The organism is Cupriavidus sp. AU9028 (assembly GCF_019795295.1).
Taxonomy (GTDB): Bacteria; Pseudomonadota; Gammaproteobacteria; order Burkholderiales; family Burkholderiaceae; genus Cupriavidus.
Genome location: NZ_JAIMCG010000013.1, coordinates 115,982 through 137,556, shown reverse-complemented (window position 1 = coordinate 137,556; position 21,575 = coordinate 115,982). Strand labels below are relative to the sequence as shown.

General features: G+C 63.8%; 33 protein-coding genes and 1 pseudogene. 31 read left to right on the top strand and 3 right to left on the bottom strand.

Going from position 1 to position 21,575, the window contains the following annotated elements; translation table 11 throughout:
* The 31 genes and pseudogenes from K6V06_RS15355 to dsbD form a co-directional block, all read left to right on the top strand.
* Positions 1 to 161 (top strand): annotated as a pseudogene (locus tag K6V06_RS15355) (elongation factor Tu); the annotation flags it as partial.
* A gap of 85 nt (positions 162 to 246) precedes the next feature.
* On the top strand, positions 247 to 555 hold the full coding sequence (rpsJ, locus tag K6V06_RS15350) for a 30S ribosomal protein S10 (RefSeq protein WP_006576248.1): 309 nt from the start codon (positions 247 to 249) through the stop codon (positions 553 to 555).
* A 443-nt stretch (positions 556 to 998) separates the two neighbouring features.
* On the top strand, positions 999 to 1,649 hold the full coding sequence (rplC, locus tag K6V06_RS15345) for a 50S ribosomal protein L3 (RefSeq protein ID WP_144832027.1): 651 nt from the start codon (positions 999 to 1,001) through the stop codon (positions 1,647 to 1,649).
* Between the two features lie 11 nt (positions 1,650 to 1,660).
* The gene (gene rplD / locus K6V06_RS15340) at positions 1,661 to 2,281 is read left to right on the top strand and encodes a 50S ribosomal protein L4 (RefSeq protein WP_222244780.1); all 621 of its coding nucleotides are present in this window, start codon (positions 1,661 to 1,663) and stop codon (positions 2,279 to 2,281) included.
* On the top strand, positions 2,278 to 2,592 hold the full coding sequence (gene rplW / locus K6V06_RS15335; protein WP_061956557.1) for a 50S ribosomal protein L23: 315 nt from the start codon (positions 2,278 to 2,280) through the stop codon (positions 2,590 to 2,592). The genes rplD and rplW overlap by 4 nt, the downstream gene beginning before the upstream one ends.
* Before the next feature lie 2 nt (positions 2,593 to 2,594).
* Complete coding sequence (rplB, locus tag K6V06_RS15330) at positions 2,595 to 3,425, top strand: 50S ribosomal protein L2 (RefSeq protein ID WP_222244778.1); 831 nt, start codon at positions 2,595 to 2,597, stop codon at positions 3,423 to 3,425.
* A gap of 22 nt (positions 3,426 to 3,447) precedes the next feature.
* Positions 3,448 to 3,723, top strand: a complete 276-nt coding sequence (gene rpsS, locus K6V06_RS15325) for a 30S ribosomal protein S19 (protein WP_006576244.1) — start codon at positions 3,448 to 3,450, stop codon at positions 3,721 to 3,723.
* A gap of 9 nt (positions 3,724 to 3,732) precedes the next feature.
* Positions 3,733 to 4,062: a 50S ribosomal protein L22 gene (rplV, locus tag K6V06_RS15320; protein WP_222244776.1), complete on the top strand. Its 330-nt coding sequence runs from the start codon at positions 3,733 to 3,735 to the stop codon at positions 4,060 to 4,062.
* A 9-nt stretch (positions 4,063 to 4,071) separates the two neighbouring features.
* Positions 4,072 to 4,869, top strand: a complete 798-nt coding sequence (gene rpsC, locus K6V06_RS15315; protein WP_222244774.1) for a 30S ribosomal protein S3 — start codon at positions 4,072 to 4,074, stop codon at positions 4,867 to 4,869.
* Positions 4,870 to 4,871: 2 nt separating this feature from the next.
* A complete protein-coding gene (rplP, locus tag K6V06_RS15310) occupies positions 4,872 to 5,288 on the top strand; it encodes a 50S ribosomal protein L16 (protein WP_006576240.1) in 417 nt (138 codons plus the stop codon).
* Positions 5,289 to 5,299: 11 nt separating this feature from the next.
* On the top strand, positions 5,300 to 5,494 hold the full coding sequence (gene rpmC, locus K6V06_RS15305; protein WP_222244772.1) for a 50S ribosomal protein L29: 195 nt from the start codon (positions 5,300 to 5,302) through the stop codon (positions 5,492 to 5,494).
* Positions 5,491 to 5,769, top strand: coding sequence for a 30S ribosomal protein S17 (gene rpsQ, locus K6V06_RS15300; protein ID WP_222244770.1), 279 nt, complete (start codon positions 5,491 to 5,493; stop codon positions 5,767 to 5,769). Before rpmC ends, rpsQ begins: the two co-directional genes overlap by 4 nt.
* A 298-nt stretch (positions 5,770 to 6,067) precedes the next feature.
* Complete coding sequence (rplN, locus tag K6V06_RS15295) at positions 6,068 to 6,436, top strand: 50S ribosomal protein L14 (protein WP_006576237.1); 369 nt, start codon at positions 6,068 to 6,070, stop codon at positions 6,434 to 6,436.
* Between the two features lie 9 nt (positions 6,437 to 6,445).
* Positions 6,446 to 6,754, top strand: a complete 309-nt coding sequence (gene rplX / locus K6V06_RS15290) for a 50S ribosomal protein L24 (protein WP_222244767.1) — start codon at positions 6,446 to 6,448, stop codon at positions 6,752 to 6,754.
* 25 nt (positions 6,755 to 6,779) lie between these two features.
* Positions 6,780 to 7,322, top strand: a complete 543-nt coding sequence (rplE, locus tag K6V06_RS15285; protein WP_222244765.1) for a 50S ribosomal protein L5 — start codon at positions 6,780 to 6,782, stop codon at positions 7,320 to 7,322.
* Positions 7,323 to 7,331: 9 nt separating this feature from the next.
* Positions 7,332 to 7,637 (top strand): 30S ribosomal protein S14, encoded by a 306-nt coding sequence (gene rpsN, locus K6V06_RS15280; RefSeq protein WP_222244763.1) that lies wholly within the window; start codon positions 7,332 to 7,334, stop codon positions 7,635 to 7,637.
* A 27-nt stretch (positions 7,638 to 7,664) separates the two neighbouring features.
* Entirely contained in the window at positions 7,665 to 8,060 is a 396-nt protein-coding gene (gene rpsH, locus K6V06_RS15275; protein ID WP_222244761.1) for a 30S ribosomal protein S8, read from the top strand.
* 9 nt (positions 8,061 to 8,069) lie between these two features.
* A complete protein-coding gene (gene rplF / locus K6V06_RS15270) occupies positions 8,070 to 8,603 on the top strand; it encodes a 50S ribosomal protein L6 (RefSeq protein WP_222244760.1) in 534 nt (177 codons plus the stop codon).
* An 11-nt stretch (positions 8,604 to 8,614) separates the two neighbouring features.
* Positions 8,615 to 8,971 (top strand): 50S ribosomal protein L18, encoded by a 357-nt coding sequence (gene rplR, locus K6V06_RS15265; RefSeq protein ID WP_222244759.1) that lies wholly within the window; start codon positions 8,615 to 8,617, stop codon positions 8,969 to 8,971.
* A gap of 20 nt (positions 8,972 to 8,991) precedes the next feature.
* Positions 8,992 to 9,510, top strand: coding sequence for a 30S ribosomal protein S5 (rpsE, locus tag K6V06_RS15260; RefSeq protein WP_006576230.1), 519 nt, complete (start codon positions 8,992 to 8,994; stop codon positions 9,508 to 9,510).
* Between the two features lie 14 nt (positions 9,511 to 9,524).
* Positions 9,525 to 9,707, top strand: coding sequence for a 50S ribosomal protein L30 (rpmD, locus tag K6V06_RS15255; protein WP_222244758.1), 183 nt, complete (start codon positions 9,525 to 9,527; stop codon positions 9,705 to 9,707).
* Positions 9,708 to 9,738: 31 nt separating this feature from the next.
* The gene (gene rplO, locus K6V06_RS15250; protein ID WP_222244757.1) at positions 9,739 to 10,173 is read left to right on the top strand and encodes a 50S ribosomal protein L15; all 435 of its coding nucleotides are present in this window, start codon (positions 9,739 to 9,741) and stop codon (positions 10,171 to 10,173) included.
* Positions 10,174 to 10,219: 46 nt separating this feature from the next.
* A complete protein-coding gene (secY, locus tag K6V06_RS15245; protein WP_222244756.1) occupies positions 10,220 to 11,563 on the top strand; it encodes a preprotein translocase subunit SecY in 1,344 nt (447 codons plus the stop codon).
* Positions 11,564 to 11,650: 87 nt separating this feature from the next.
* Positions 11,651 to 11,767: a 50S ribosomal protein L36 gene (rpmJ, locus tag K6V06_RS15240; RefSeq protein ID WP_006160433.1), complete on the top strand. Its 117-nt coding sequence runs from the start codon at positions 11,651 to 11,653 to the stop codon at positions 11,765 to 11,767.
* A gap of 19 nt (positions 11,768 to 11,786) precedes the next feature.
* The gene (rpsM, locus tag K6V06_RS15235; RefSeq protein ID WP_222244755.1) at positions 11,787 to 12,152 is read left to right on the top strand and encodes a 30S ribosomal protein S13; all 366 of its coding nucleotides are present in this window, start codon (positions 11,787 to 11,789) and stop codon (positions 12,150 to 12,152) included.
* Positions 12,153 to 12,177: 25 nt separating this feature from the next.
* Positions 12,178 to 12,579, top strand: coding sequence for a 30S ribosomal protein S11 (gene rpsK, locus K6V06_RS15230; RefSeq protein ID WP_222244754.1), 402 nt, complete (start codon positions 12,178 to 12,180; stop codon positions 12,577 to 12,579).
* Positions 12,580 to 12,921: 342 nt separating this feature from the next.
* A complete protein-coding gene (gene rpsD / locus K6V06_RS15225) occupies positions 12,922 to 13,545 on the top strand; it encodes a 30S ribosomal protein S4 (RefSeq protein ID WP_222244753.1) in 624 nt (207 codons plus the stop codon).
* Positions 13,546 to 13,717: 172 nt separating this feature from the next.
* A complete protein-coding gene (rpoA, locus tag K6V06_RS15220; RefSeq protein WP_222244752.1) occupies positions 13,718 to 14,698 on the top strand; it encodes a DNA-directed RNA polymerase subunit alpha in 981 nt (326 codons plus the stop codon).
* Between the two features lie 150 nt (positions 14,699 to 14,848).
* Positions 14,849 to 15,244 carry a 50S ribosomal protein L17 gene (gene rplQ, locus K6V06_RS15215; RefSeq protein ID WP_008642987.1) on the top strand — a complete coding sequence of 132 codons (396 nt, stop codon included), beginning with the start codon at positions 14,849 to 14,851 and terminating at the stop codon, positions 15,242 to 15,244.
* 108 nt (positions 15,245 to 15,352) lie between these two features.
* Positions 15,353 to 15,712, top strand: coding sequence for a divalent-cation tolerance protein CutA (gene cutA / locus K6V06_RS15210; protein WP_222244751.1), 360 nt, complete (start codon positions 15,353 to 15,355; stop codon positions 15,710 to 15,712).
* On the top strand, positions 15,709 to 17,688 hold the full coding sequence (dsbD, locus tag K6V06_RS15205) for a protein-disulfide reductase DsbD (protein ID WP_370637476.1): 1,980 nt from the start codon (positions 15,709 to 15,711) through the stop codon (positions 17,686 to 17,688). Before cutA ends, dsbD begins: the two co-directional genes overlap by 4 nt.
* A 54-nt stretch (positions 17,689 to 17,742) precedes the next feature.
* On the opposite strand, the gene K6V06_RS15200 is transcribed toward dsbD, so the two are convergent.
* The 3 genes from K6V06_RS15200 to yihA form a co-directional block, all read right to left on the bottom strand.
* A complete protein-coding gene (locus K6V06_RS15200; RefSeq protein WP_222244750.1) occupies positions 17,743 to 19,038 on the bottom strand; it encodes a magnesium transporter CorA family protein in 1,296 nt (431 codons plus the stop codon).
* 8 nt (positions 19,039 to 19,046) lie between these two features.
* Positions 19,047 to 20,039, bottom strand: a complete 993-nt coding sequence (gene hemB, locus K6V06_RS15195; RefSeq protein WP_222244749.1) for a porphobilinogen synthase — start codon at positions 20,037 to 20,039, stop codon at positions 19,047 to 19,049.
* Between the two features lie 408 nt (positions 20,040 to 20,447).
* Entirely contained in the window at positions 20,448 to 21,182 is a 735-nt protein-coding gene (gene yihA, locus K6V06_RS15190; protein ID WP_255581868.1) for a ribosome biogenesis GTP-binding protein YihA/YsxC, read from the bottom strand.
* Between the last annotated feature and the right edge of the window lie 393 nt (positions 21,183 to 21,575).

Genomic DNA, 21,575 nt, shown 5'->3' with positions numbered 1-21,575 from the left:
TCGAGCTGCCGAAGGACAAGGAAATGGTCATGCCGGGTGACAACGTGTCGATCACCGTCAAGCTGATCGCCCCGATCGCCATGGAAGAAGGCCTGCGCTTCGCTATCCGCGAAGGTGGCCGTACCGTTGGCGCCGGCGTCGTCGCCAAGATCCTGGACTAATCGTCCATTCGCGAATGGGACGGGCTCCTGGCCCGTCCCTTCCCATAGCGGGCCAGACAGCCCATCGCTCTTTTAAGGAAACATCATGCAGAACCAGAAGATCCGTATCCGCCTGAAGGCTTTCGACTACCGCCTGATCGACCAGTCGGCTGCCGAAATCGTGGATACCGCCAAGCGCACCGGCGCGATCGTCAAGGGCCCGGTTCCCCTGCCGACCCGCATCGAGCGCTTCGACATCCTGCGTTCGCCGCACGTGAACAAGACCAGCCGCGATCAATTCGAGATCCGCACCCATCAGCGTCTGCTGGACATCGTCGACCCGTCGGAAAAGACCGTCGACGCGCTGATGAAGCTGGACCTGCCGGCTGGCGTGGACGTCGAGATCAAGGTGTAAAGTCGGGCCGCCTCGCGCGGCTTCGCTGCAGCAGAACGGCGAACCTCGGTTCGCCGTTTTTGTTTTTGGGCTAGTGGTTCATTGCCCTCTCCCCCAGCCCCTCTCCCGCAAGCGGGCGAGGGGAGCACCCCCACCGGATTCTCAAGGGCTGCCAGTTAGCTCCCCTCTCCCGACCAGCGGGAGAGGGGCCGGGGGAGAGGGCATCGAGCGTCCCATAAACCACCTAGCAACACCCAAGCGCCAACCCCCAACCCCTTGACAAATTTGCAGTTGCTCTTTCGTATAGCCTGCGCTATAGTGTAAGGCTACCCGTTTAACTACGGGTAATGGGCTGGCCGTCTTGGCCGCGCGCGTCTTCTTTGCGCAAGCCCATCCACACCAGAAACGCACAGTTTCGTGTATCAATCAGCCCCGGCCAATCGCAGCCGGGAATGGAGCAAACCATGAGCCTTGGCCTTGTAGGTCGCAAGGTTGGCATGACCCGTATTTTCACGGACGACGGTGAAGCGATTCCCGTGACCGTGATCGAGGTCGGCGACAACCGCGTGACGCAAATCAAGACGGACGAGACCGACGGTTATACCGCGGTGCAAGTCACCTTCGGCGCCCGGCGCGCAAGCCGCGTCACCAAGCCGCTGGCGGGTCATCTCGCCAAAGCCGGCGTGGAAGCGGGCGAAGTCATCAAAGAATTCCGCGTGGACGCAGCAAAGGCTGCCGAGCTGCAAGCCGGCGGCGCGCTGTCGGTCGACCTGTTCGAGGTCGGCCAGAAGATCGACGTGCAGGGCGTGACGATCGGTAAGGGCTATGCCGGTACCATCAAGCGTTACCACTTCGCGTCGGGCCGTGCCACGCACGGTAACTCGCGTTCGCACAACGTGCCGGGTTCGATCGGTATGGCGCAGGATCCGGGCCGTGTGTTCCCGGGCAAGCGCATGACCGGCCACCTCGGTGACGTCACGCGTACCGTCCAGAACCTGGTCATCGCCAAGATCGACGCAGAGCGCAAGCTGCTGCTGGTCAAGGGCGCGATCCCCGGTTCCAAGGGCGGCAAAGTCATCGTTACCCCGGCCGTCAAGGCCAAAGCTGCGGCTTAAGGAGCGGACACATGGAACTTAAGCTCCTCCAGGACAACGGTCAGATCGGTGCGGGCGTCGCTGCCTCGCCCGAAGTCTTCGGCCGCGATTACAACGAAGCTCTGGTTCACCAGATCGTCGTCGCTTACCAGGCCAACGCGCGTAGCGGTAACCGTAAGCAAAAGGACCGCGAAGAGGTCAAGCACACCACGAAGAAGCCGTGGCGTCAGAAGGGTACGGGTCGCGCCCGTGCCGGTATGTCCTCGTCGCCGCTGTGGCGCGGGGGCGGCCGTATCTTCCCGAACTCGCCGGAAGAGAACTTCACCCAGAAGGTCAACAAGAAGATGTTCCGTGCCGGCATGCGCTCGATTTACTCGCAGCTCGCACGTGAAGGTCGTATCAACGTGGTGGAAGGTTTCTCGGTCGACGCGCCCAAGACCAAGCTGCTGGCCGACAAGTTCAAGGCCATGGGTCTGGACTCGGTGCTGATCATCACCGACAACCTCGACGAGAACCTCTACCTGGCTTCGCGCAACCTGCCTCACGTGTCGGTTGTCGAGCCGCGCCATGCAGATCCGCTGTCGCTCGTGCACTACAAGAAGGTGCTGGTGACCAAGGCGGCTGTCGCGCAGATCGAGGAGTTGCTCAAATGACGCAAGTAGCCAAGAACGATCATCGTTTGATGCAGGTGCTGCTCGCGCCGGTGGTTTCCGAAAAGGCAACCCTGGTCGCCGACAAGAACGAACAGGTGGTGTTCGAAGTCGCCCGCGACGCCAACAAGGCGGAAGTGAAGGCGGCAGTCGAACTGCTGTTCAAGGTCGAGGTGCAGTCCGTTCAGATCCTGAACCAGAAGGGCAAGCAAAAGCGTTTCGGTCGCTTCATGGGTCGTCGCAACCATGTGAAGAAGGCCTACGTCGCGCTGAAGCCGGGTCAGGAAATCAATTTTGAAGCGGAGGCCAAGTAATCATGGCACTCGTCAAGACCAAGCCGACTTCTCCGGGCCGTCGCTCGATGGTGAAGGTTGTCAACAACAACCTGCACAAGGGCGAGCCGTACGCTCCGCTGCTGGAAAAGCAATTCCAGAAGTCGGGCCGTAACAACAACGGCCATATCACCACCCGTCACAAGGGCGGTGGTCACAAGCATCACTACCGTGTGGTCGACTTCAAGCGCAACGACAAGGACGGCATCCCCGCCAAGGTCGAGCGCCTGGAATACGATCCGAACCGCTCCGCGAACATCGCACTGGTGCTGTTCGCCGACGGCGAGCGCCGCTACATCATCGCCACCAAGGGCATGGTCGCCGGCCAACAGCTGATGAACGGCGCGGAAGCGCCGATCAAGGCTGGTAACAACCTGCCGATTCGCAACATCCCGGTCGGTACCACGATCAACAACGTGGAAATGCTGCCCGGCAAGGGCGCCCAGATCGCGCGTGCCGCCGGCGGTTCCGCCGTGCTGCTGGCCCGCGAAGGCGTCTACGCCCAGGTGCGTCTGCGTTCCGGTGAAGTGCGTCGCGTGCATATCGAGTGCCGCGCCACCATCGGTGAAGTGGGCAACGAAGAGCACAGCCTGCGTGTGATCGGCAAGGCCGGCGCAACGCGCTGGCGCGGTATTCGCCCGACCGTCCGCGGCGTGGTGATGAACCCGATCGACCACCCGCACGGTGGTGGTGAAGGTCGTACCGCTGCTGGTCGCGATCCCGTGTCGCCGTGGGGTACCCCGACCAAGGGTTACCGTACGCGCAGCAACAAGCGCACTGCCAGCATGATCGTGCAGCGCCGCCACAAGCGTTAATCGGTAGGTAGGAGCTAAACACATGACTCGTTCCGCAAAAAAGGGTCCGTTCTGTGACGCCCACCTGCTGAAGAAGGTGGAAACGGCAGTCAGCGGCAAGGACAAGAAGCCCATCAAGACCTGGTCGCGCCGCTCGACCATCCTGCCGGAATTCATCGGCCTGACGATCGCCGTGCACAACGGCCGTCAACACGTGCCGGTGTACGTCACGGAAAACATGGTTGGCCACAAGCTCGGTGAATTTGCGCTGACGCGCACGTTCAAGGGCCACGCGGCTGACAAGAAAGCGAAGAGGTAAGGTGCCATCATGGAAGTGAAAGCGATTCATCGCGGTGCCCGCATCTCCGCCCAGAAGACGCGTCTGGTCGCTGACCAGATCCGCGGTCTGCCGATCGAGCGCGCGCTCAACATCCTGACGTTCAGCCCGAAGAAGGCCGCCGGGATCGTGAAGAAGGTGGTCGAGTCGGCCATCGCCAACGCCGAGCACAACGAAGGCGCCGATATCGACGAACTGAAGGTCAAGGCCATCTACGTCGACAAGGCGACCTCGCTCAAGCGCTTCACCGCACGGGCGAAGGGCCGCGGCAACCGCATCGAGAAACAAACCTGTCACATCACTGTGACGCTCGGCAACTAAGGAGTCACGATGGGACAGAAGATTCATCCGACTGGCTTCCGTCTGGCCGTCAGCCGCAACTGGGCTTCGCGTTGGTACGCCAACAACGTGAAGTTCGCGGACATGCTGAAAGAAGACATCGAGGTTCGTGATTTTCTGAAGAAGAAACTCAAGAACGCCTCGGTGGGCCGCGTCGTCATCGAGCGCCCCGCCCGCAATGCCCGCATCACCATCTATAGCTCGCGTCCGGGCGTGGTGATCGGCAAGAAGGGTGAGGACATCGAACTGCTGAAGGCCGAGCTGCAGCGTCGCATGGGCGTGCCCGTGCACGTGAACATCGAGGAAATCCGCAAGCCGGAAACCGATGCGCAGCTGATCGCCGATTCGATCACGCAGCAGCTCGAGCGCCGCATCATGTTCCGCCGCGCGATGAAGCGCGCGATGCAGAACGCCATGCGTCTGGGTGCCCAGGGCATCAAGATCATGAGCTCGGGCCGCCTGAACGGTATCGAAATCGCGCGTACCGAGTGGTACCGCGAAGGCCGCGTGCCCCTGCACACCCTGCGTGCCGACATCGACTACGGCTTCTCGGAAGCGGAGACCACCTACGGCATCATCGGTGTCAAGGTTTGGGTCTACAAGGGCGACCACCTCGGCCGCAACGATGCGCCGGTCGTGGAAGAGCCGCAAGACGAACGTCGTCGTCGCCCGGGTCGTCCGGACGGTCGCCGTCGTGACGGTGAAGGCCGTCCGGGTGGCAACCGCCGCGGTGGCGCTGGCGCCGGTCGCCGCGCTGCGCCTGGCGCAGACGCGAAGAGTGGAGAATAACGATGCTGCAACCTAAGCGCAGGAAGTATCGCAAGGAGCAGAAAGGCCGCAACACGGGTAAGGCTACCCGTGGCAACGCCGTGTCTTTCGGTGAATTCGGCCTGAAGGCAATGGGCCGTGGCCGCCTGACCGCCCGTCAGATCGAGTCGGCACGTCGTGCAATGACCCGCCACATCAAGCGCGGCGGCCGTATCTGGATCCGTATCTTCCCGGACAAGCCGATTTCGAAGAAGCCGGCCGAAGTCCGTATGGGTAACGGTAAGGGTAATCCGGAGTACTACGTGGCTGAGATCCAGCCGGGCAAGATGCTGTACGAAATGGATGGCGTGAGCGAAGAGCTGGCGCGTGAGGCGTTCCGCCTCGCGGCCGCCAAGCTGCCGATCGCCACCAACTTCGTGGTGCGCCAGGTCGGGACGTAAGGAGAGCAGGGATGAAAGCATCCGAACTTCGCGGCAAGGACGCCGCTGGCCTGAACCAGGAGCTCTCCGAGCTGCTGAAGGCCCAATTTAGCCTGCGCATGCAAAAGGCCACCCAACAGCTGCAGAACACCAGCCAGCTGAAGAAGGTGCGCAAGGACATCGCGCGGGTGCAGACCGTGCTGAACGAAAAGGCGAACTCGAAATGACTGAAACTGCAAAAACGGAATCGTCGCTTCGCCGTACGCTGGTCGGCCGCGTGGTAAGCGACAAGATGGACAAGACCGTGACGGTCCTGATCGAAAACCGTGTCAAGCATCCGCTGTACGGCAAGTACGTCCTGCGCTCGAAGAAGTACAAGGCGCATGACGAGCTGAACCAGTACAAGGAAGGCGACAAGGTCGAGATCCAGGAAGGTCGTCCGATCTCCCGGAGCAAGTCCTGGGTGGTTTCCCGTCTGGTCGAAGCAGCGCGCGTCATCTAAAAACCAACAGGTTTTTGGTTGGCTTGCAGGGTCCAGGGTTATGTGCCATAATCCTGGACTTCCGCTTTATTGCGTCCGCCTTCCGCAACACCACCCAGGCGAGCCGGTAAAGCGAACTCCGGGTCAAGCGACGTCGAGTACATATCTTCACCGTACCGGCCGCCTGGCCTCCACCGACTTCTAAGTTGATCAACCCAAGCGACGCTGGCGCAATGCCGGGAGTCGACGGGACCAAGACTGACCGGCGGGCATGATGTTTCGATCGTGCGCGTTGGATTAAGTTGGGAAGACAAACACCATGATTCAGACAGAAAGCCGGCTCGAAGTGGCCGATAACACTGGTGCGCGCGAAGTGCTGTGCATCAAAGTGCTGGGTGGGTCCAAGCGCCGCTATGCGAGCGTAGGCGACATCATCAAGGTGACCGTCAAGGACGCAGCACCGCGCGGTCGCGTGAAGAAGGGCGACATCTACAACGCCGTCGTGGTCCGCACCGCCAAGGGCGTGCGCCGCGCCGACGGTTCGCTCGTCAAGTTCGACGGCAATGCCGCCGTCCTGCTGAACAACAAGCTCGAGCCGATCGGCACCCGCATCTTCGGGCCGGTGACTCGTGAACTCCGTACCGAGCGTTTCATGAAGATCGTGTCGCTCGCACCGGAAGTGCTGTAAGGAGCCGCCATGAACAAGATTCGCAAAGGCGACGAGGTCATCGTCCTGACCGGCAAGGACAAGGGCAAGCGTGGCAAGGTCCAGGCTGTGCTGGGCGACAAGGTCGCCGTCGAAGGCGTGAACGTCGCCAAGAAGCACGCCCGTCCGAACCCCATGCTGGGTACGACCGGCGGCGTGATCGACAAGGTCATGCCCCTGCATATTTCCAACGTTGCGCTCGTGGATGCCAATGGCAAGCCGTCGCGCGTCGGCATCCAGGAAGTGGACGGCAAGCGCGTGCGCGTGCTGAAGACCACCGGTGCCGTCGTGGCAGCTTGATTCTGGGCACGGATAGGAGTTGAGCATGACTGCACGTCTGCAAGAGTTTTACAAGAAGGAAGTTGTGCCGAAGCTGGTCGAACAGTTCGGTTACAAGTCGATCATGGAAGTGCCGCGCATCACCAAGATCACCCTGAACATGGGTCTTGGCGAAGCGATCAACGACAAGAAGATCATCGAGAACGCCGTTGGCGACCTGACGAAGATCGCGGGCCAGAAGCCTGTCGTGACGAAGGCGCGCAAGGCAATCGCCGGCTTCAAGATCCGCCAGGGCTACCCCATCGGCGCGATGGTGACGCTGCGCGGCGAGCGCATGTTCGAATTCCTCGACCGTTTCGTGACCGTGGCGCTGCCGCGCGTGCGTGACTTCCGTGGTGTGTCGGGCCGTGCTTTCGATGGCCGTGGCAACTACAACATCGGTGTGAAGGAACAGATCATCTTCCCCGAAATCGAGTACGACAAGATCGACGCACTGCGTGGTCTGAACATCAGCATCACGACGACGGCAAAGAATGACGAAGAAGCGAAGGCGCTCCTGTCGGCATTCAAGTTCCCGTTCCGCAATTAAGGGGTAACCGTGGCTAAACTGGCTCTGATTGAACGTGAGAAGAAGCGCGCCAAGCTCGTGGCGAAGTATGCCGAGAAGCGCGCTGCCCTCGAAGCCATCATCGACGACCAAAGCAAGTCGGAAGAAGAGCGTTACGAAGCGCGCCTGAAGCTGCAACAGCTCCCGCGCAACGCCAACCCGACTCGCCAGCGCAACCGCTGCGCGATCACCGGTCGTCCCCGCGGTACCTTCCGCAAGTTTGGCCTGGCGCGTAACAAGATCCGCGAGATCGCCTTCAAGGGCGAGATTCCGGGTCTGACGAAAGCCAGCTGGTAATTACGCACAGGCTACAGGAGAAACAGTATGAGCATGAGCGATCCTATCGCCGATATGCTGACGCGCATCCGCAACGCCCAGGGCGTGCAGAAGGCGTCGGTTGTCATGCCCTCGTCCAAGCTGAAAGTCGCGATTGCCAAGGTCCTGAAGGACGAAGGCTATATCGACGACTACGCGGTCGCCGAGGATGGCGGCAAGGCGCAGCTGACGATCGGCCTGAAGTACTACGCCGGCCGTCCGGTCATCGAGCGCATCGAGCGCGTGTCCAAGCCCGGCCTGCGCGTCTACAAGGGCCGCAGCGAGATCCCGCAGGTGATGAACGGCCTCGGCGTGGCGATCATCTCGACCCCGAAGGGTCTGATGACCGATCGCGCGGCACGTGCCACCGGCGTGGGCGGCGAAGTTCTGTGCTACGTCGCGTAAGGAGTAACCATGTCCCGTGTAGGTAAGGCTCCCATCGCGCTGCCGAAAGGCGCGGAAGTGAATGTGGCGGCTGGCGTGCTCACCGTGAAGGGCCCGCTCGGTACGCTGTCCCAGCCGGTTCACGGTCTGGTCAAGGTCAACGTCGAGAACGACACGCTGACCTTCGTCCCGGCCGACGAATCGCGCGAAGCAAACGCTCTGCAGGGCACCATGCGTGCTCTGGCGGCCAATATGGTCAAGGGCGTGACCACCGGTTTCGAGCGCAAGCTGAACCTGGTTGGCGTGGGTTACCGCGCCCAGGTTCAAGGCACTGCGCTGAAGCTCCAGCTTGGTTTCTCGCACGACGTGATCCATGAGATGCCGGAAGGCGTGAAGGCGGAAACGCCGACGCAGACCGAGATCGTCATCAAGGGTGCGGACAAGCAGAAAGTCGGTCAGGTTGCCGCGGAAGTCCGCGCGTACCGTCCGCCTGAGCCCTACAAGGGCAAGGGCGTTCGCTACAGCGACGAGCGTGTCATCCTGAAGGAAACCAAGAAGAAGTAAGGGGTGCAGTGATGAACAAGAAAGACGCTCGTTTGCGCCGTGCCCGTCAGACCCGTGCCAAGATTGCCGAGCTGAAGGTCAATCGTCTGACGGTGTTCCGGACGAATACGCATATTTACGCCCAGGTCTACTCGCCGTGCGGCACGCAAGTCGTGGCATCGGCATCGACGCTCGAGGCGGAAGTGCGCAAGGAACTGACCGGCAGCGGTGCAACCACCGCCGCCGCCACGCTGATTGGCAAGCGCATCGCCGAAAAGGCCAAGGCCGCCGGCGTGGAAACCGTGGCCTTCGACCGCGCGGGCTTCCGTTTCCATGGCCGCGTGAAGGCCCTGGCGGATGCCGCTCGTGAAGCCGGCCTCAAGTTCTAAGCGCTAAAGAGAGATACGTCATGGCAAAGATGCAAGCAAAAGTCCAGCAGGACGAACGCGACGACGGCCTCCGCGAAAAGATGATTTCGGTCAACCGCGTCACCAAGGTGGTGAAGGGCGGCCGGATTCTGGGTTTCGCTGCGCTGACCGTGGTGGGTGACGGCGACGGCCGCATCGGCATGGGCAAGGGCAAGGCGAAGGAAGTGCCCGTGGCCGTGCAGAAGGCAATGGACGAAGCCCGTCGCAAGATGGTCAAGGTTCCGCTGAAGAACGGTACCCTGCAACACGAAGTCGTTGGCAAGCACGGCGCCGCCAAGGTGCTGATGATGCCCGCGAAGGAAGGTACCGGCGTGATCGCCGGCGGCCCGATGCGCGCGATCTTCGAAGTGATGGGTGTGACCAACGTGGTGACCAAGTCCCACGGTTCGACCAACCCGTACAACATGGTTCGCGCCACGCTGGACGGTCTCCAGAAGATGAGCACGCCTGGCGAAATCGCAGCCAAGCGCGGCAAGTCGGTCGAAGACATCCTCGGCTAAGGCAGGTGAACGAAATGTCGCAGAAAACCGTAAAAGTGCAACTCGTGCGTAGCCTGATCGGCACCCGCGAGGATCATCGCGCCACCGTTCGTGGCCTGGGCCTGCGCCGCCTGAACTCGGTGTCGGAGCTGCAGGACACGCCCGCCGTGCGCGGCATGATCAACAAGGTCTCGTACCTCGTCAAGGTCCTCGGCTAAGCCGGCCTGAGTTCGGGATTTGGAGAGCAAAATGCAACTGAACAACCTGAAACCGGCCGCCGGTTCGAAGCACGCCAAGCGTCGCGTCGGCCGCGGTATCGGCTCCGGCCTGGGCAAGACCGCCGGTCGCGGTCACAAGGGTCAGAAGTCGCGTTCGGGCGGCTTCCACAAGGTCGGCTTCGAAGGCGGTCAAATGCCGCTGTATCGTCGCCTGCCCAAGCGTGGTTTTACCTCGCTGACCAAGCCGTTCACGGCTGAAGTGACCCTGCGCGACCTGGAGCGCCTGGAATCTGCCGAAGTCGACCTGCTCGTTCTGAAGCAGGCCGGCATCGTCGGCGAGCTGGTGCGCAGCGCCAAGGTCATCAAGGCAGGCGAGCTGACCCGCAAGGTGTCGATCAAGGGTCTGGGCGCCACCGCTGGTGCCCGTGCCGCGATCGAAGCCGCGGGCGGTCAGATCGCGGAGTAAGTTAGTCGATTTCGCAGCATAGGCGAGTCAACAGTCGGAGCATCGTTTGGCCACGGCGAAACCCAATGCAAGCGCGCAGGCCAGGAACACGGCGAAGTACGGCGATCTCAAGCGCCGGCTGATGTTCCTGGTGCTGGCCCTGATCGTCTACCGCATCGGTGCGCATATTCCGGTGCCGGGGATCGATCCGGATCAGCTCGCGCAGCTTTTCCAGAGTCAGTCGGGTGGCATCCTCGGGATGTTCAACCTGTTCTCGGGCGGTGCGCTGTCGCGGTTCACCGTGTTCGCGCTCGGCATCATGCCGTACATCTCGGCGTCGATCATCATGCAGTTGCTGACGATCGTGTTGCCGCAGCTGGAGGCGCTGAAGAAGGAAGGGCAGGCCGGACAAAGGAAGATCACCCAGTACACCCGTTACGGAACGGTGGTGCTGGCAACCTTCCAGGCTTTCTCGATCGCGGTCGCGCTCGAGTCCCAGCCGGGACTGGTGATCGACCCGGGCATGGTCTTCCGCGCCACCGCGGTGATCACGCTGGTGACCGGTACGATGTTCCTGATGTGGCTGGGTGAGCAGATTACCGAGCGCGGTCTGGGCAACGGCATCTCGATCATCATCTTCGGCGGTATCGCGGCGGGTCTGCCCAACGCGATCGGCGGTCTGTTCGAGCTGGTTCGCACCGGTTCGATGAGCATCATCGCGGCGATCTTCATTGTCGCCATCGTGATTGCCGTGACCTTCGCCGTGGTGTTCGTCGAGCGTGGCCAGCGCAAGATCCTGGTGAACTATGCCAAGCGTCAGGTCGGCAACAAGGTGTACGGCGGTCAGTCGTCGCACCTGCCGCTGAAGCTGAACATGGCCGGGGTGATTCCGCCGATCTTCGCATCGTCGATCATCCTGTTCCCGGCGACGATCGCGGGCTGGTTCACGTCGGATTCGACGGGCGCGGTCGGCAGGTTCATCAAGGACCTGGCGGCGACGTTGTCCCCGGGTCAGCCGGTGTACATCCTGCTCTATGCTGCTGCAATCGTGTTTTTCTGCTTCTTCTATACGGCGCTGGTGTACAACAGCCGGGAAGTCGCAGACAACCTGAAGAAGAGTGGAGCCTTCATTCCGGGCATCCGTCCGGGCGAGCAGACGACGCGCTATATCGACAAGATCCTGGTGCGACTGACGCTGGCTGGTGCGATCTACATCACGCTGGTCTGCCTGCTGCCGGAATTCCTGGTGCTGCGCTGGAACGTCCCGTTCTATTTCGGTGGGACTTCGCTGCTGATCATCGTGGTCGTCACGATGGACTTCATGGCTCAGGTTCAGTCCTATGTCATGTCGCAGCAGTACGAGTCGTTGCTGAAGAAGGCGAATTTCAAAGGTAACCTGACCATGCGCTGAGCGCGGTCAGGGCAGGCTGGGTGTGGCTAAGGACGACGTCTTCCGGACGAAGTGAGCCGAAACAGGAATTGAAGGAAGAGGAAAATCATGAAAGTGCTGGCTTCTGTTAAGCGCATTTGCCGCAACTGCAAAGTTATCAAGCGCAACGGTGTCGTGCGCGTGATCTGCTCGTCGGATCCCCGCCACAAGCAACGCCAAGGCTAATCGTAGAGAGGATTGACGAATGGCACGTATTGCAGGGGTTAACATCCCGAATCACAAGCATACCGAGATCGGCCTGACGGCCATTTACGGTATCGGCCGCTCGCGCGCCCGCAAGATCTGCGAGGCCACCGGCGTTCCTTATGACAAGAAGGTCAAGGACCTGACCGACGCGGACCTGGAAAAGCTTCGTGACGAAGTGGGCAAGGTCACGGTCGAGGGTGACCTGCGTCGTGAAACCACGATGAACATCAAGCGTCTGATGGACCTTGGTTGCTATCGTGGCCTGCGTCATCGCCGTGGTCTGCCGCTGCGCGGTCAGCGCACCCGTACCAACGCCCGTACCCGCAAGGGTCCGCGTAAGGCCGGCGTGGCTCTGAAGAAGTAAAGCCGAAGGCAGAGGAAGATAACTAATGGCAAAAGGTCCGAACAACGCCGCCCAGCGCGCGCGTAAGAAGGTCAAGAAGAACATTGCTGACGGCATCGCGCACGTTCACGCTTCGTTCAACAACACCATCATCACGATCACCGACCGCCAGGGCAACGCCCTGTCGTGGGCGACCTCCGGTGGCCAGGGCTTCAAGGGTTCGCGCAAGTCGACCCCGTTCGCTGCCCAGGTCGCTGCCGAGAACGCCGGCCGCGTCGCGCAGGACCAGGGTATCAAGAACCTGGAAGTGCGCATCAAGGGCCCGGGCCCGGGTCGTGAATCGGCTGTCCGCGCACTGAACGCGCTGGGCATCAAGATCGCCGTAATCGAAGACGTCACGCCGGTGCCGCACAACGGCTGCCGTCCGCCGAAGCGTCGTCGCATCTAAGCGAAAGCCGTCCCTCCCAGCGAAGCCGCATCGGAATTTCCGATCGCGGCTTCGTTGTGATAGAATGCTGCCTTTTTCAGCCATCCGGTTTCGTGCCGGTCCGGTTCGCTGCCGGGCGCGGCTGGCGCCGAGCGCCTGTCCACGCATGGTCTGAGAGCGAGGGAGCCGCTGCGGCTGTGCCGCGGCTGTTCCCAGTCGGTCCCATTTGTTGCGCGTCCCATCCGGTGACGCGTGTTGATAAGCCCACCGTTCGCCGTTTTCTCGTGCCATTTGCCTCGAGAATGATGCGGCGGACTCGCGACGCGCTGACAGGCGCCGCGATCGATCAGCAAGGAAGATAACGTGGCACGTTATACCGGCCCGAAGGCCAAACTTTCCCGCCGTGAAGGCACCGATCTGTTCCTGAAGAGCGCACGCCGCTCGCTCGCCGACAAGTGCAAGCTGGACAGCAAGCCTGGCCAGCATGGCCGCACCTCGGGCGCCCGTACCTCGGACTATGGTACCCAGCTGCGTGAAAAGCAGAAGGTCAAGCGCATCTACGGCGTGCTGGAGCGTCAGTTCCGTCGCTACTTCGCCGAAGCTGACCGCCGCAAGGGCAACACCGGTGAAAACCTGCTGCAACTGCTGGAATCGCGTCTGGACAACGTCGTCTACCGCATGGGCTTCGGTTCGACCCGCGCGGAAGCCCGTCAGCTGGTTTCGCACAAGGCGATCCTGGTGAACGGCCAGACCCTGAACGTGCCGTCGGCGCAGATCAAGGCTGGCGACATCGTGTCGATCCGCGAGCAGTCGAAGAAGCAGGTCCGTATCGCCGAAGCGCTGTCGCTGGCTGAGCAGACCGGTTTCCCGACCTGGGTGTCCGTGGATGCCAAGAAGTTCGAAGGCACCTTCAAGCAGGCCCCGGATCGCGCCGATATCTCGGGTGACATCAACGAGAGCCTGATCGTCGAACTTTATTCGCGTTGATCGCAGCGGTCCGTACGCATACGGCGCCAGCTTGCGCATTATCGTCGAGCTCCTACTTCAGCCCGGCGCGCTTTCGCGCGCCGGGCTTATTGCCCATCGTACGATGGGTTTCAGGTTCCAAAGGTCAGCCTTATCGGTGTAACGAGCCGAGGGTATTGAAAAGGACAACCTAATGCAAACAGCACTCCTCAAGCCAAAAATCATCGCCGTCGAGCCGCTGGGCGATCATCACGCCAAAGTCGTGATGGAGCCGTTCGAGCGCGGCTACGGCCATACGCTCGGTAACGCCCTGCGTCGCGTGCTGCTGTCGTCGATGGTCGGCTATGCCCCGACCGAAGTGACGATCGCTGGGGTGGTCCACGAATATTCCACCATCGACGGCGTGCAGGAAGACGTCGTCAACCTGCTGCTCAACCTGAAGGGCGTGGTCTTCAAGCTGCACAACCGCGACGAAGTCACGGTGTCGCTGCGCAAGGAAGGCGAAGGTGTGGTCACCGCAGCCGATATCGAGCTGCCGCACGACGTCGAGGTGATCAACCCCGACCACGTGATCGCCCATCTGTCGGCCGGCGGCAAGCTGGACATGCAGATCAAGGTCGAGCAAGGCCGCGGCTACGTGCCGGGCAACGTGCGCAAGTTCGGTGACGAGTCGACCAAGGTGATCGGCCGCATCGTGCTGGACGCCTCGTTCTCGCCGGTGCGCCGTGTGTCGTACGCCGTCGAATCCGCTCGGGTCGAGCAGCGTACCGACCTGGACAAGCTGGTGATGAATATCGAAACCGACGGCGTGATCTCGCCGGAGGAAGCGATTCGCCAGTCGGCCCGCATCCTGGTCGACCAGCTGTCGGTGTTCGCCGCGCTGGAAGGCACCGAGTCGTCGTCGGAAGCGTCGTCGAGCCGTGCCCCGCAGATCGATCCGATCCTGCTGCGTCCGGTGGACGACCTGGAGCTGACGGTGCGCTCGGCCAACTGCCTGAAGGCCGAGAACATCTACTACATCGGCGACCTGATCCAGCGTACCGAGAACGAGCTGCTGAAGACCCCGAACCTGGGTCGCAAGTCGCTCAACGAAATCAAGGAAGTCCTCGCCTCCCGTGGCCTGACTCTGGGCATGAAGCTCGAGAACTGGCCGCCCGCAGGTCTGGAGAAGTAATCCGCGTGGCGGACGGTTCGCCGTCCGCCATCGGCCACCGCCGAGCCGGCCCTGCCGGCAAGGTGCAACCGCTACCGGCCCGCGCCGGCGACTCCACAGGAGCGCTGGCGATAGAAGAGCTGGTCAAACACTGCAATCAAAGGAATCATCATGCGTCACCGTCATGGTTTGCGGAAACTGAACCGCACCTCGTCGCACCGTCTCGCGATGCTGCGCAACATGTCCAACTCGCTGTTCCAGCACGAGCTGATCAAGACCACGCTGCCGAAGGCCAAGGAACTGCGCAAGGTCGTCGAGCCGCTGATCACGCTGGCCAAGAAGGACACCGTTGCCAACCGCCGTCTGGCGTTCGCCCGCCTGCGCGACCGCGACATGGTCACCAAGCTGTTCACCGAACTGGGCCCGCGCTACGCGACCCGTCCGGGCGGCTACACCCGTATCCTGAAGTTCGGCTTCCGCCAGGGCGACAACGCGCCGATGGCGCTGGTCGAGCTGGTCGACCGTCCCGAAATCACCGAGGCTCCGGCCGAGGAAGCTGCGGAATAAGTCCCGCCGCTGCCTGGCCCGCAAGGGCCTGGCGAACCGCTTACAATCGAGCCAGGCTGATGCCTGGCTCTTTTGTTTTGCGGGCCGGTTGCAACGTGAGGATAGGCGATGACGCAGGCGGAACCGCGGGACGACGACGTCCTGCTTGTACTGACGACGGTACCGGATGCCGATACGGCGGCGACCGTGGCGCGCGCGCTGCTGGAAGCGCGGGTGGCGGCGTGCGTGAACCGCCTCGCCGCCTGCGAATCGCATTACTGGTGGCAGGGGAAGCTGGAATCGGCCAGCGAGTGGCCGCTGCTGATCAAGACGACGCGGGGTCGCTATCTGGCGCTGGAACAAGCGCTGCGCGCGGTCCATCCGTACGAGGTCCCCGAGTTGATCGCGGTGCCGGTGCTGGCGGGATTGCCCGCGTATCTGGGTTGGGTACGCGACGAGGTCGCGCCGCGGAATCTGGACAAGGAATGACGCAATACGGCTGGTGGGCGCCCGCGGCGCGATCGGGGCAGGAGATGGTGACGGCAGCGTGGCTGCGCGTGGTACTGATGTCATGGTTGCCGGCGGTGGCGTTGCTGGCGGCGCTGGTGCTGCTGCCGGCGACGGCGCGGGCGGCGGGCGATGATGACTTCCTGCCGCCTGAGCAGGCGTTCCGCTTCGCCGCGCGGGAAATCGATCCGCGCACGATCGAGGTGCGCTTCGATGTCGCCGAAGGCTATTACCTCTATCGGGAGCGCTTTGCCTTTGCGGCGCGGCCGGCCTCCGTACGTCTGGGCGAGCCGCAACTGCCGCAGGGCAAGGTCAAGTTCGACGAGACCTTCGGCAAGGAGATGGAGACGTACCGCGACACGGTGACCATCCGCATTCCGGTCGAGGCGGCACCGGAGGATGGTCGCTGGACGCTGGTGGTGACATCCCAGGGTTGTGCGGACAAGGGCCTGTGCTATCCGCCGATGGAGAGCGTGCACGAGGTGGGCGCGGCGCTCCCTGCCTGGCTGCCGGGTGGCAAGGGCGGCCAGTCCGCTGTGTCCGTGCCGTCCGGCGGCGCCGTGGCATCGACTGCCGGGACAGCGGCGGCGACGAGCCCCGCCGCGCGCGCCGCGGCGCCGCTGGACGACACCGGCCGCATTGCCCGGACGCTGGCCAGCCGCAACCTGCTGCCTATCGCGGCGCTGTTCTTTGGGCTCGGCCTGCTGCTGACCTTCACGCCCTGCGTGTTGCCGATGGTGCCGATCCTGTCGTCGATCGTGGTCGGCGAGCATGCGCGGCGCGGACGTGCGCTGCTGGTATCGCTGTCCTATGTGCTGGGCATGGCGGTCGTCTATACCGCCGTCGGCGTTGCCGCCGGCCTGCTCGGGGAGGGCCTTGCCGCGGCACTGCAGACGCCCTGGGTGCTGGGTCTGTTTGCCGCCCTGATGGTGGCGCTGTCGCTGTCGATGTTCGGGCTGTACGAGTTGCAGCTGCCGCAGCGCTGGCAGTCCAGGCTGACCGATTCGGCCAACCGCCGTGCAGGCGGCCAGATCGCCGGGGCGGCGGCGATGGGGGCCATCTCCGCGCTGATCGTCGGCCCGTGCGTGACGGCGCCGCTGGCCGGTGCGCTGGCCTATATCGCGCAGAGCGGCGACGCGATGACGGGCGGCGTGGCCTTGTTCGCCATGGCGCTGGGCATGGGCGTGCCGCTGGTGCTGGTCGGGGTCGGTGCCGGCAATCTGCTGCCGCGCGCGGGACGCTGGATGGAGGCGACGCGCCGCTTCTTCGGCTTCCTGCTGCTGGGGCTGGCGCTATGGATGGTGGCGCCGGTGCTGCCGGTGTGGGTGTCGATGCTGGGCTGGGCAACACTGCTGCTGGTGGCGGCGGTCTTCCTGCGCGCGTTCGATGGACTTGCCTCCGACGTGCATCCGCTGGTGCGGCTGGGCAAGGGCTTCGGCGTGCTGGCGGCGATGGCCGGCGCGATCCTGCTGGTGGGGCTGGCCTCCGGCGGCCGGGATCCGCTGCAACCGCTGTCGCACCTGTCGCTGCGCGCGGCCGTGCCGGCAACGGGCGCCGCCGGCAACCAGGGTGGCGCGGCGCACGCGGTGCGCTTCGAGCGGGTGCGCTCGGTGGCGGAGCTCGATGCGCGCGTTGCCGCGGCGAGCGCAGCCGGCAAGCCGGTGTTGCTCGACTTCTATGCGGACTGGTGTGTCAGCTGCAAGGAGATGGAGCGCTTCACCTTCAGCGACCCGCGCGTGCAGGCGCGTCTGGCGGACGTGGTGATGCTGCAGGCGGACGTGACCGCCAACAACGCCGACGACAAGGCGCTGCTGCGCCGCTTCGGCCTGTTCGGGCCGCCCGGCATCATCCTGTTTGGCGCCGACGGCAGGGAGTTGCCGGTGCGGGTAATCGGCTATCAGGCGGCGGGGCGCTTCCTGGCCAGCCTGGAGCGGGCGTTCGGTCCCGCCGACGCATGATCCACGCGGGCAGCCACGCCGGCAGCCAACCCTGCAGCCGCCCCGGCATCGGCGCTATTCGCGCCGCAACAGCCGGGTGACCAGTCCGATCGCCAGGATCGCGACGATCACGCCGCCCATCAATCCAAGCGACAGCCAGAAGCCGTCGGGCCGCGCCAGCCAGGGCATCCGCTCGAAATTCATGCCGAAGATGCCGGTGATCAGCGTGAGCGGCATGAACAGCGCGGTGATCATCGTCAGCGCGCGCATGGTGTTGTTGGTCCGGTGCGCCACGGCGGAGAAGTGGATCTGCACCGCGGACTCGATCGAATCCTCCAGCCGCCGCGCATGGGCGAGCACCCGCAGGATGTGCTCCATCACGTCGTTGATGCGCACCAGCAGCACTTCGTCGCGCGCGGCGCCGCCATCGCCCTGTGGATCGCTGTAGCGATTGTCGAGCAGGCTGTCGCGGAATTCCTGCAGTGCGTCGCGCTGCTCCTCGCACAGATGTTCGAGCCGGCGCAGCTGGATGCGGGCATCGAGCAGCCCTTCCCAGCTGGAGAACCCGCTGCGCGCATTGAGCAGCGCGCGTTGCCAGCGATCCAGTTGTCGCGTCAGCGGTGCCCGCAGTTCCAGGTAGCGGTCCACCATGGCATTGAGCAGCCGCAGCATCAGGTCCTCGGGCCGGGTCGGTGGCCGGATGCCATGCACCAGCGCGGCGCCGCCGTTCAGCGGGCGCGGCTCGCCCTGCGTCTGGGCGGGGCGGGCCGTGCGATCCAGTTCGAGCAGCCGCTGCCGCACCTGGTCGATGGTGCGCGACTGGCCGGGGCGCACCGTGACGAGGACGTTGTCGAACACGAAGAAGGTGACCGGCTGGGTATCGATGCGCGCCAGCGCCGGCGTGAAGCCGGGCTTCTGGCGCTTGCGTGGCGGGGGCCGGTCGTCCCGGGGAGGGGACCCGGCGTTGCCGCCGGTTGCCTCGGCCGCTGCGGCGGCGGAGGCGGCGCCGGACACGCCGTTGGCGTTCCCGTTGCCGGGAAGAGGCAATCCTTCCGCGCGTCCGGCCTCGGCGAACAGCCGACTGGTCTCGAAGGTCAGCTTGCGGAAGATCACCATGTCGTAGGCATTGGTCGTGTCGAAGAACGACGGATGCGCCACGTTCAGGGCGTCCTTCAGATGCAGGTCGAGGATCGGTGCACCGGTCAGCGACTGCAGCCGCTCGCGCCACGCTGCCGGCTCGGCGGCGACGTCGGCCTGCGGGCAATCGATCCAGACGAAGCGGGCGGCGGCGTTGCCGGTGAGGAAGTCGCGCGCCGCCTCGAGCGACGCGAGCGGATGCACCTGGCTCGCGGAAAAGCCGAGTACCTGCATGCGGGCGGTCAGCGCGTCAACAGGCGCGCGGCATCCAGCGCGAAGTAGGTCAGGATGCCGTCGGCGCCGGCGCGGCGGAACGCCAGCAGGGATTCCATCATCACCTTGTCATGGTCCAGCCAGCCGTTCTGCGCGGCGGCCTTGAGCATCGCGTATTCGCCGCTGACCTGATAGACGTAGGTCGGGAAGCGGAACTCGTCCTTGACCCGGCGCACGATGTCCAGGTACGGCATGCCGGGCTTGACCATCACCATGTCGGCGCCTTCCATGATGTCCTGCGCGACTTCGCGCAGGGCCTCGTCGGTATTGGCCGGGTCCATCTGGTAGGTCATCTTGTTGCCCTTGCCCAGGCTTGCCGCCGAGCCGACCGCGTCGCGGAACGGGCCGTAGAAGGCGGACGCGTACTTGGCCGAGTAGGCCATGATCCGGGTATGGATATGGCGGCCCTCCTCGAGCGCGGCGCGAATGGAGCCGATGCGCCCGTCCATCATGTCCGAAGGGGCGACGATGTCCACGCCGGCCTCGGCCTGGGTCAGCGCCTGGCGCACCAGCAGTTCGACGGTTTCTTCATTGATCACATAACCGTCTGCGTCCAGCACGCCGTCCTGGCCATGGCTGGTGTAGGGGTCCAGCGCGACATCGGTCAGCACGCCCAGTTCGGGGAAGCGCGCCTTCAGTTCGCGCACCGCGCGCGGCACCAGCCCGTTCTCGTTGGTGGCTTCGATGCCATCGGGCGTCTTCAGCGACGGATCGATGACGGGAAACAGCGCGATCACGGGAATGCCCAGCTGCACGCACTGCTCGGCCACCGGCAGCAGCTGGTCGACCGACACGCGCTCCACGCCCGGCATCGAGGGCACGGCGTGGCGCTGGTTCTGTCCTTCCAGCACGAAGACGGGGTAGATCAGGTTGTCGGGGCTGAGCCGATGCTCGCGCATCATGCGGCGGGAGAAATCGTCGCGGCGCATGCGACGGGGACGGAAATCGGGGAAAGTGGACATATGGCGTCAGTGTTGGGCAGCGATCGTGGTTCGCGGTCCGCGTATTGTCACGCACGGGAGCCGAACAACGGTTCGATACGATCGGTGAGACCGGACCGGTCCGCCTGACGCGGGCGGCGGAACGTGTCGCACCGAAGGCGGGGAGCAACGTTCCGGAGGAGGGTGGCAAGGTGCGGCGGGCTGTGGCCAATCCGGAAAAAGCCAAAAGAAAATCTAAACTTTTGGGCGTGGCCGTTATCATACTCGCGGACGCCCTGCGTTGCGCCACGGTGCGGCGCTGCGTCCCCCGCTACTCCTCCCTGAGCGGGTACCCGCCTCACGGCGGGATCATTGATCCCCGTTGCCTGGCAGCGGGGTTTTTTTTGTCCGATGCGGTCGCGGTCCGCAGTCGCGGCCGGCGGCGTCGGTTCAGTCCTGGCTGTCCTGGCTGTCCTGGCTGTCCTGGTCCGGGGCACCGTCGACAGGGCGCGGGCGATCGGAACCCGCGTCGCGCGCTTCCTTGGGGCGCGACTCGGGCAGCTCGAGCCAGCCGGCGATATGCCGCTGCGCCTCCTCGATGCCGCGCCGCTTCAGGCTGGAGAACAGCTGTGCCGTCATCAGCGGCGGGTTCTCCAGCTGCGCGGCATAGTCGGCCAGCACACGGCGGGTTTCGCGCAGCGCCTGGGCGTTTTCGCTGCTGCCGAGCTTGTCGGCCTTGGTCAGCAGCACGTGGATCGGCTTGCCGGTGGGCAGAAACCACTCGACCATCTGGCAATCGAGGTCGGTGAAGGGGCGGCGCGCGTCCATCATGATCACCAGCCCCGCGAGCTGCGGCCGGCTTTGCACGTAGTCGCTGAGCAGTCCTTGCCAGTGATACTTGGCCGAGCCGGAAACCTGCGCGTATCCGTAGCCGGGCAGGTCGACCAGGAAGGCGAGCGGGTCCGGCGCCTTGACGGGCGCCACCGCGAAGAAGTTGATGTGCTGCGTGCGGCCCGGCGTCTTGGACGAGAAGGCGAGCCGCTTCTGGTTGCACAGCACGTTGATGGCGGTCGATTTGCCGGCATTGGAGCGGCCGGCGAACGCGACCTCCGGCACCGCCGTGGCTGGCAGATCGCGCAGGTGGTTGACGGTGGTGAAGAAGCGGGCCTGGTGAAGTAGGGACATGCGCGACTGCGGGTGGGCTGCCCGCAGAGAGAAGGAAAGTCGGCCGGAAACGCCGGCGGGAACCGGGCTGTACGAGCGTCGGGGGAGGGGTTGCCGGCACCTGCTCGGGGTTTGATCCAGGTCATGCCGCCCGCCCCCGGGGCGGGATTTCCGGGAAGCGATTTATTGTACAATAACGCGGTTTACGGCCTTTCCGTCGTGTGGCTTGCGGCGTCCTTTCCGGCCTTCGGCATGCCGCGCAAACCACGCGGAAGCCGCGGTCCGGCAGGTTGCTGCCCGGGTGTCCCCCCGGCGCCATCACCGAGGCCGCGTTCGGTCGGAGAGACCGTCTGGTGGAAGTTCGGCGCTGGGGTCTTGCGTGGTATGCCCGGATGTCCGCCTGACGATTCCCCA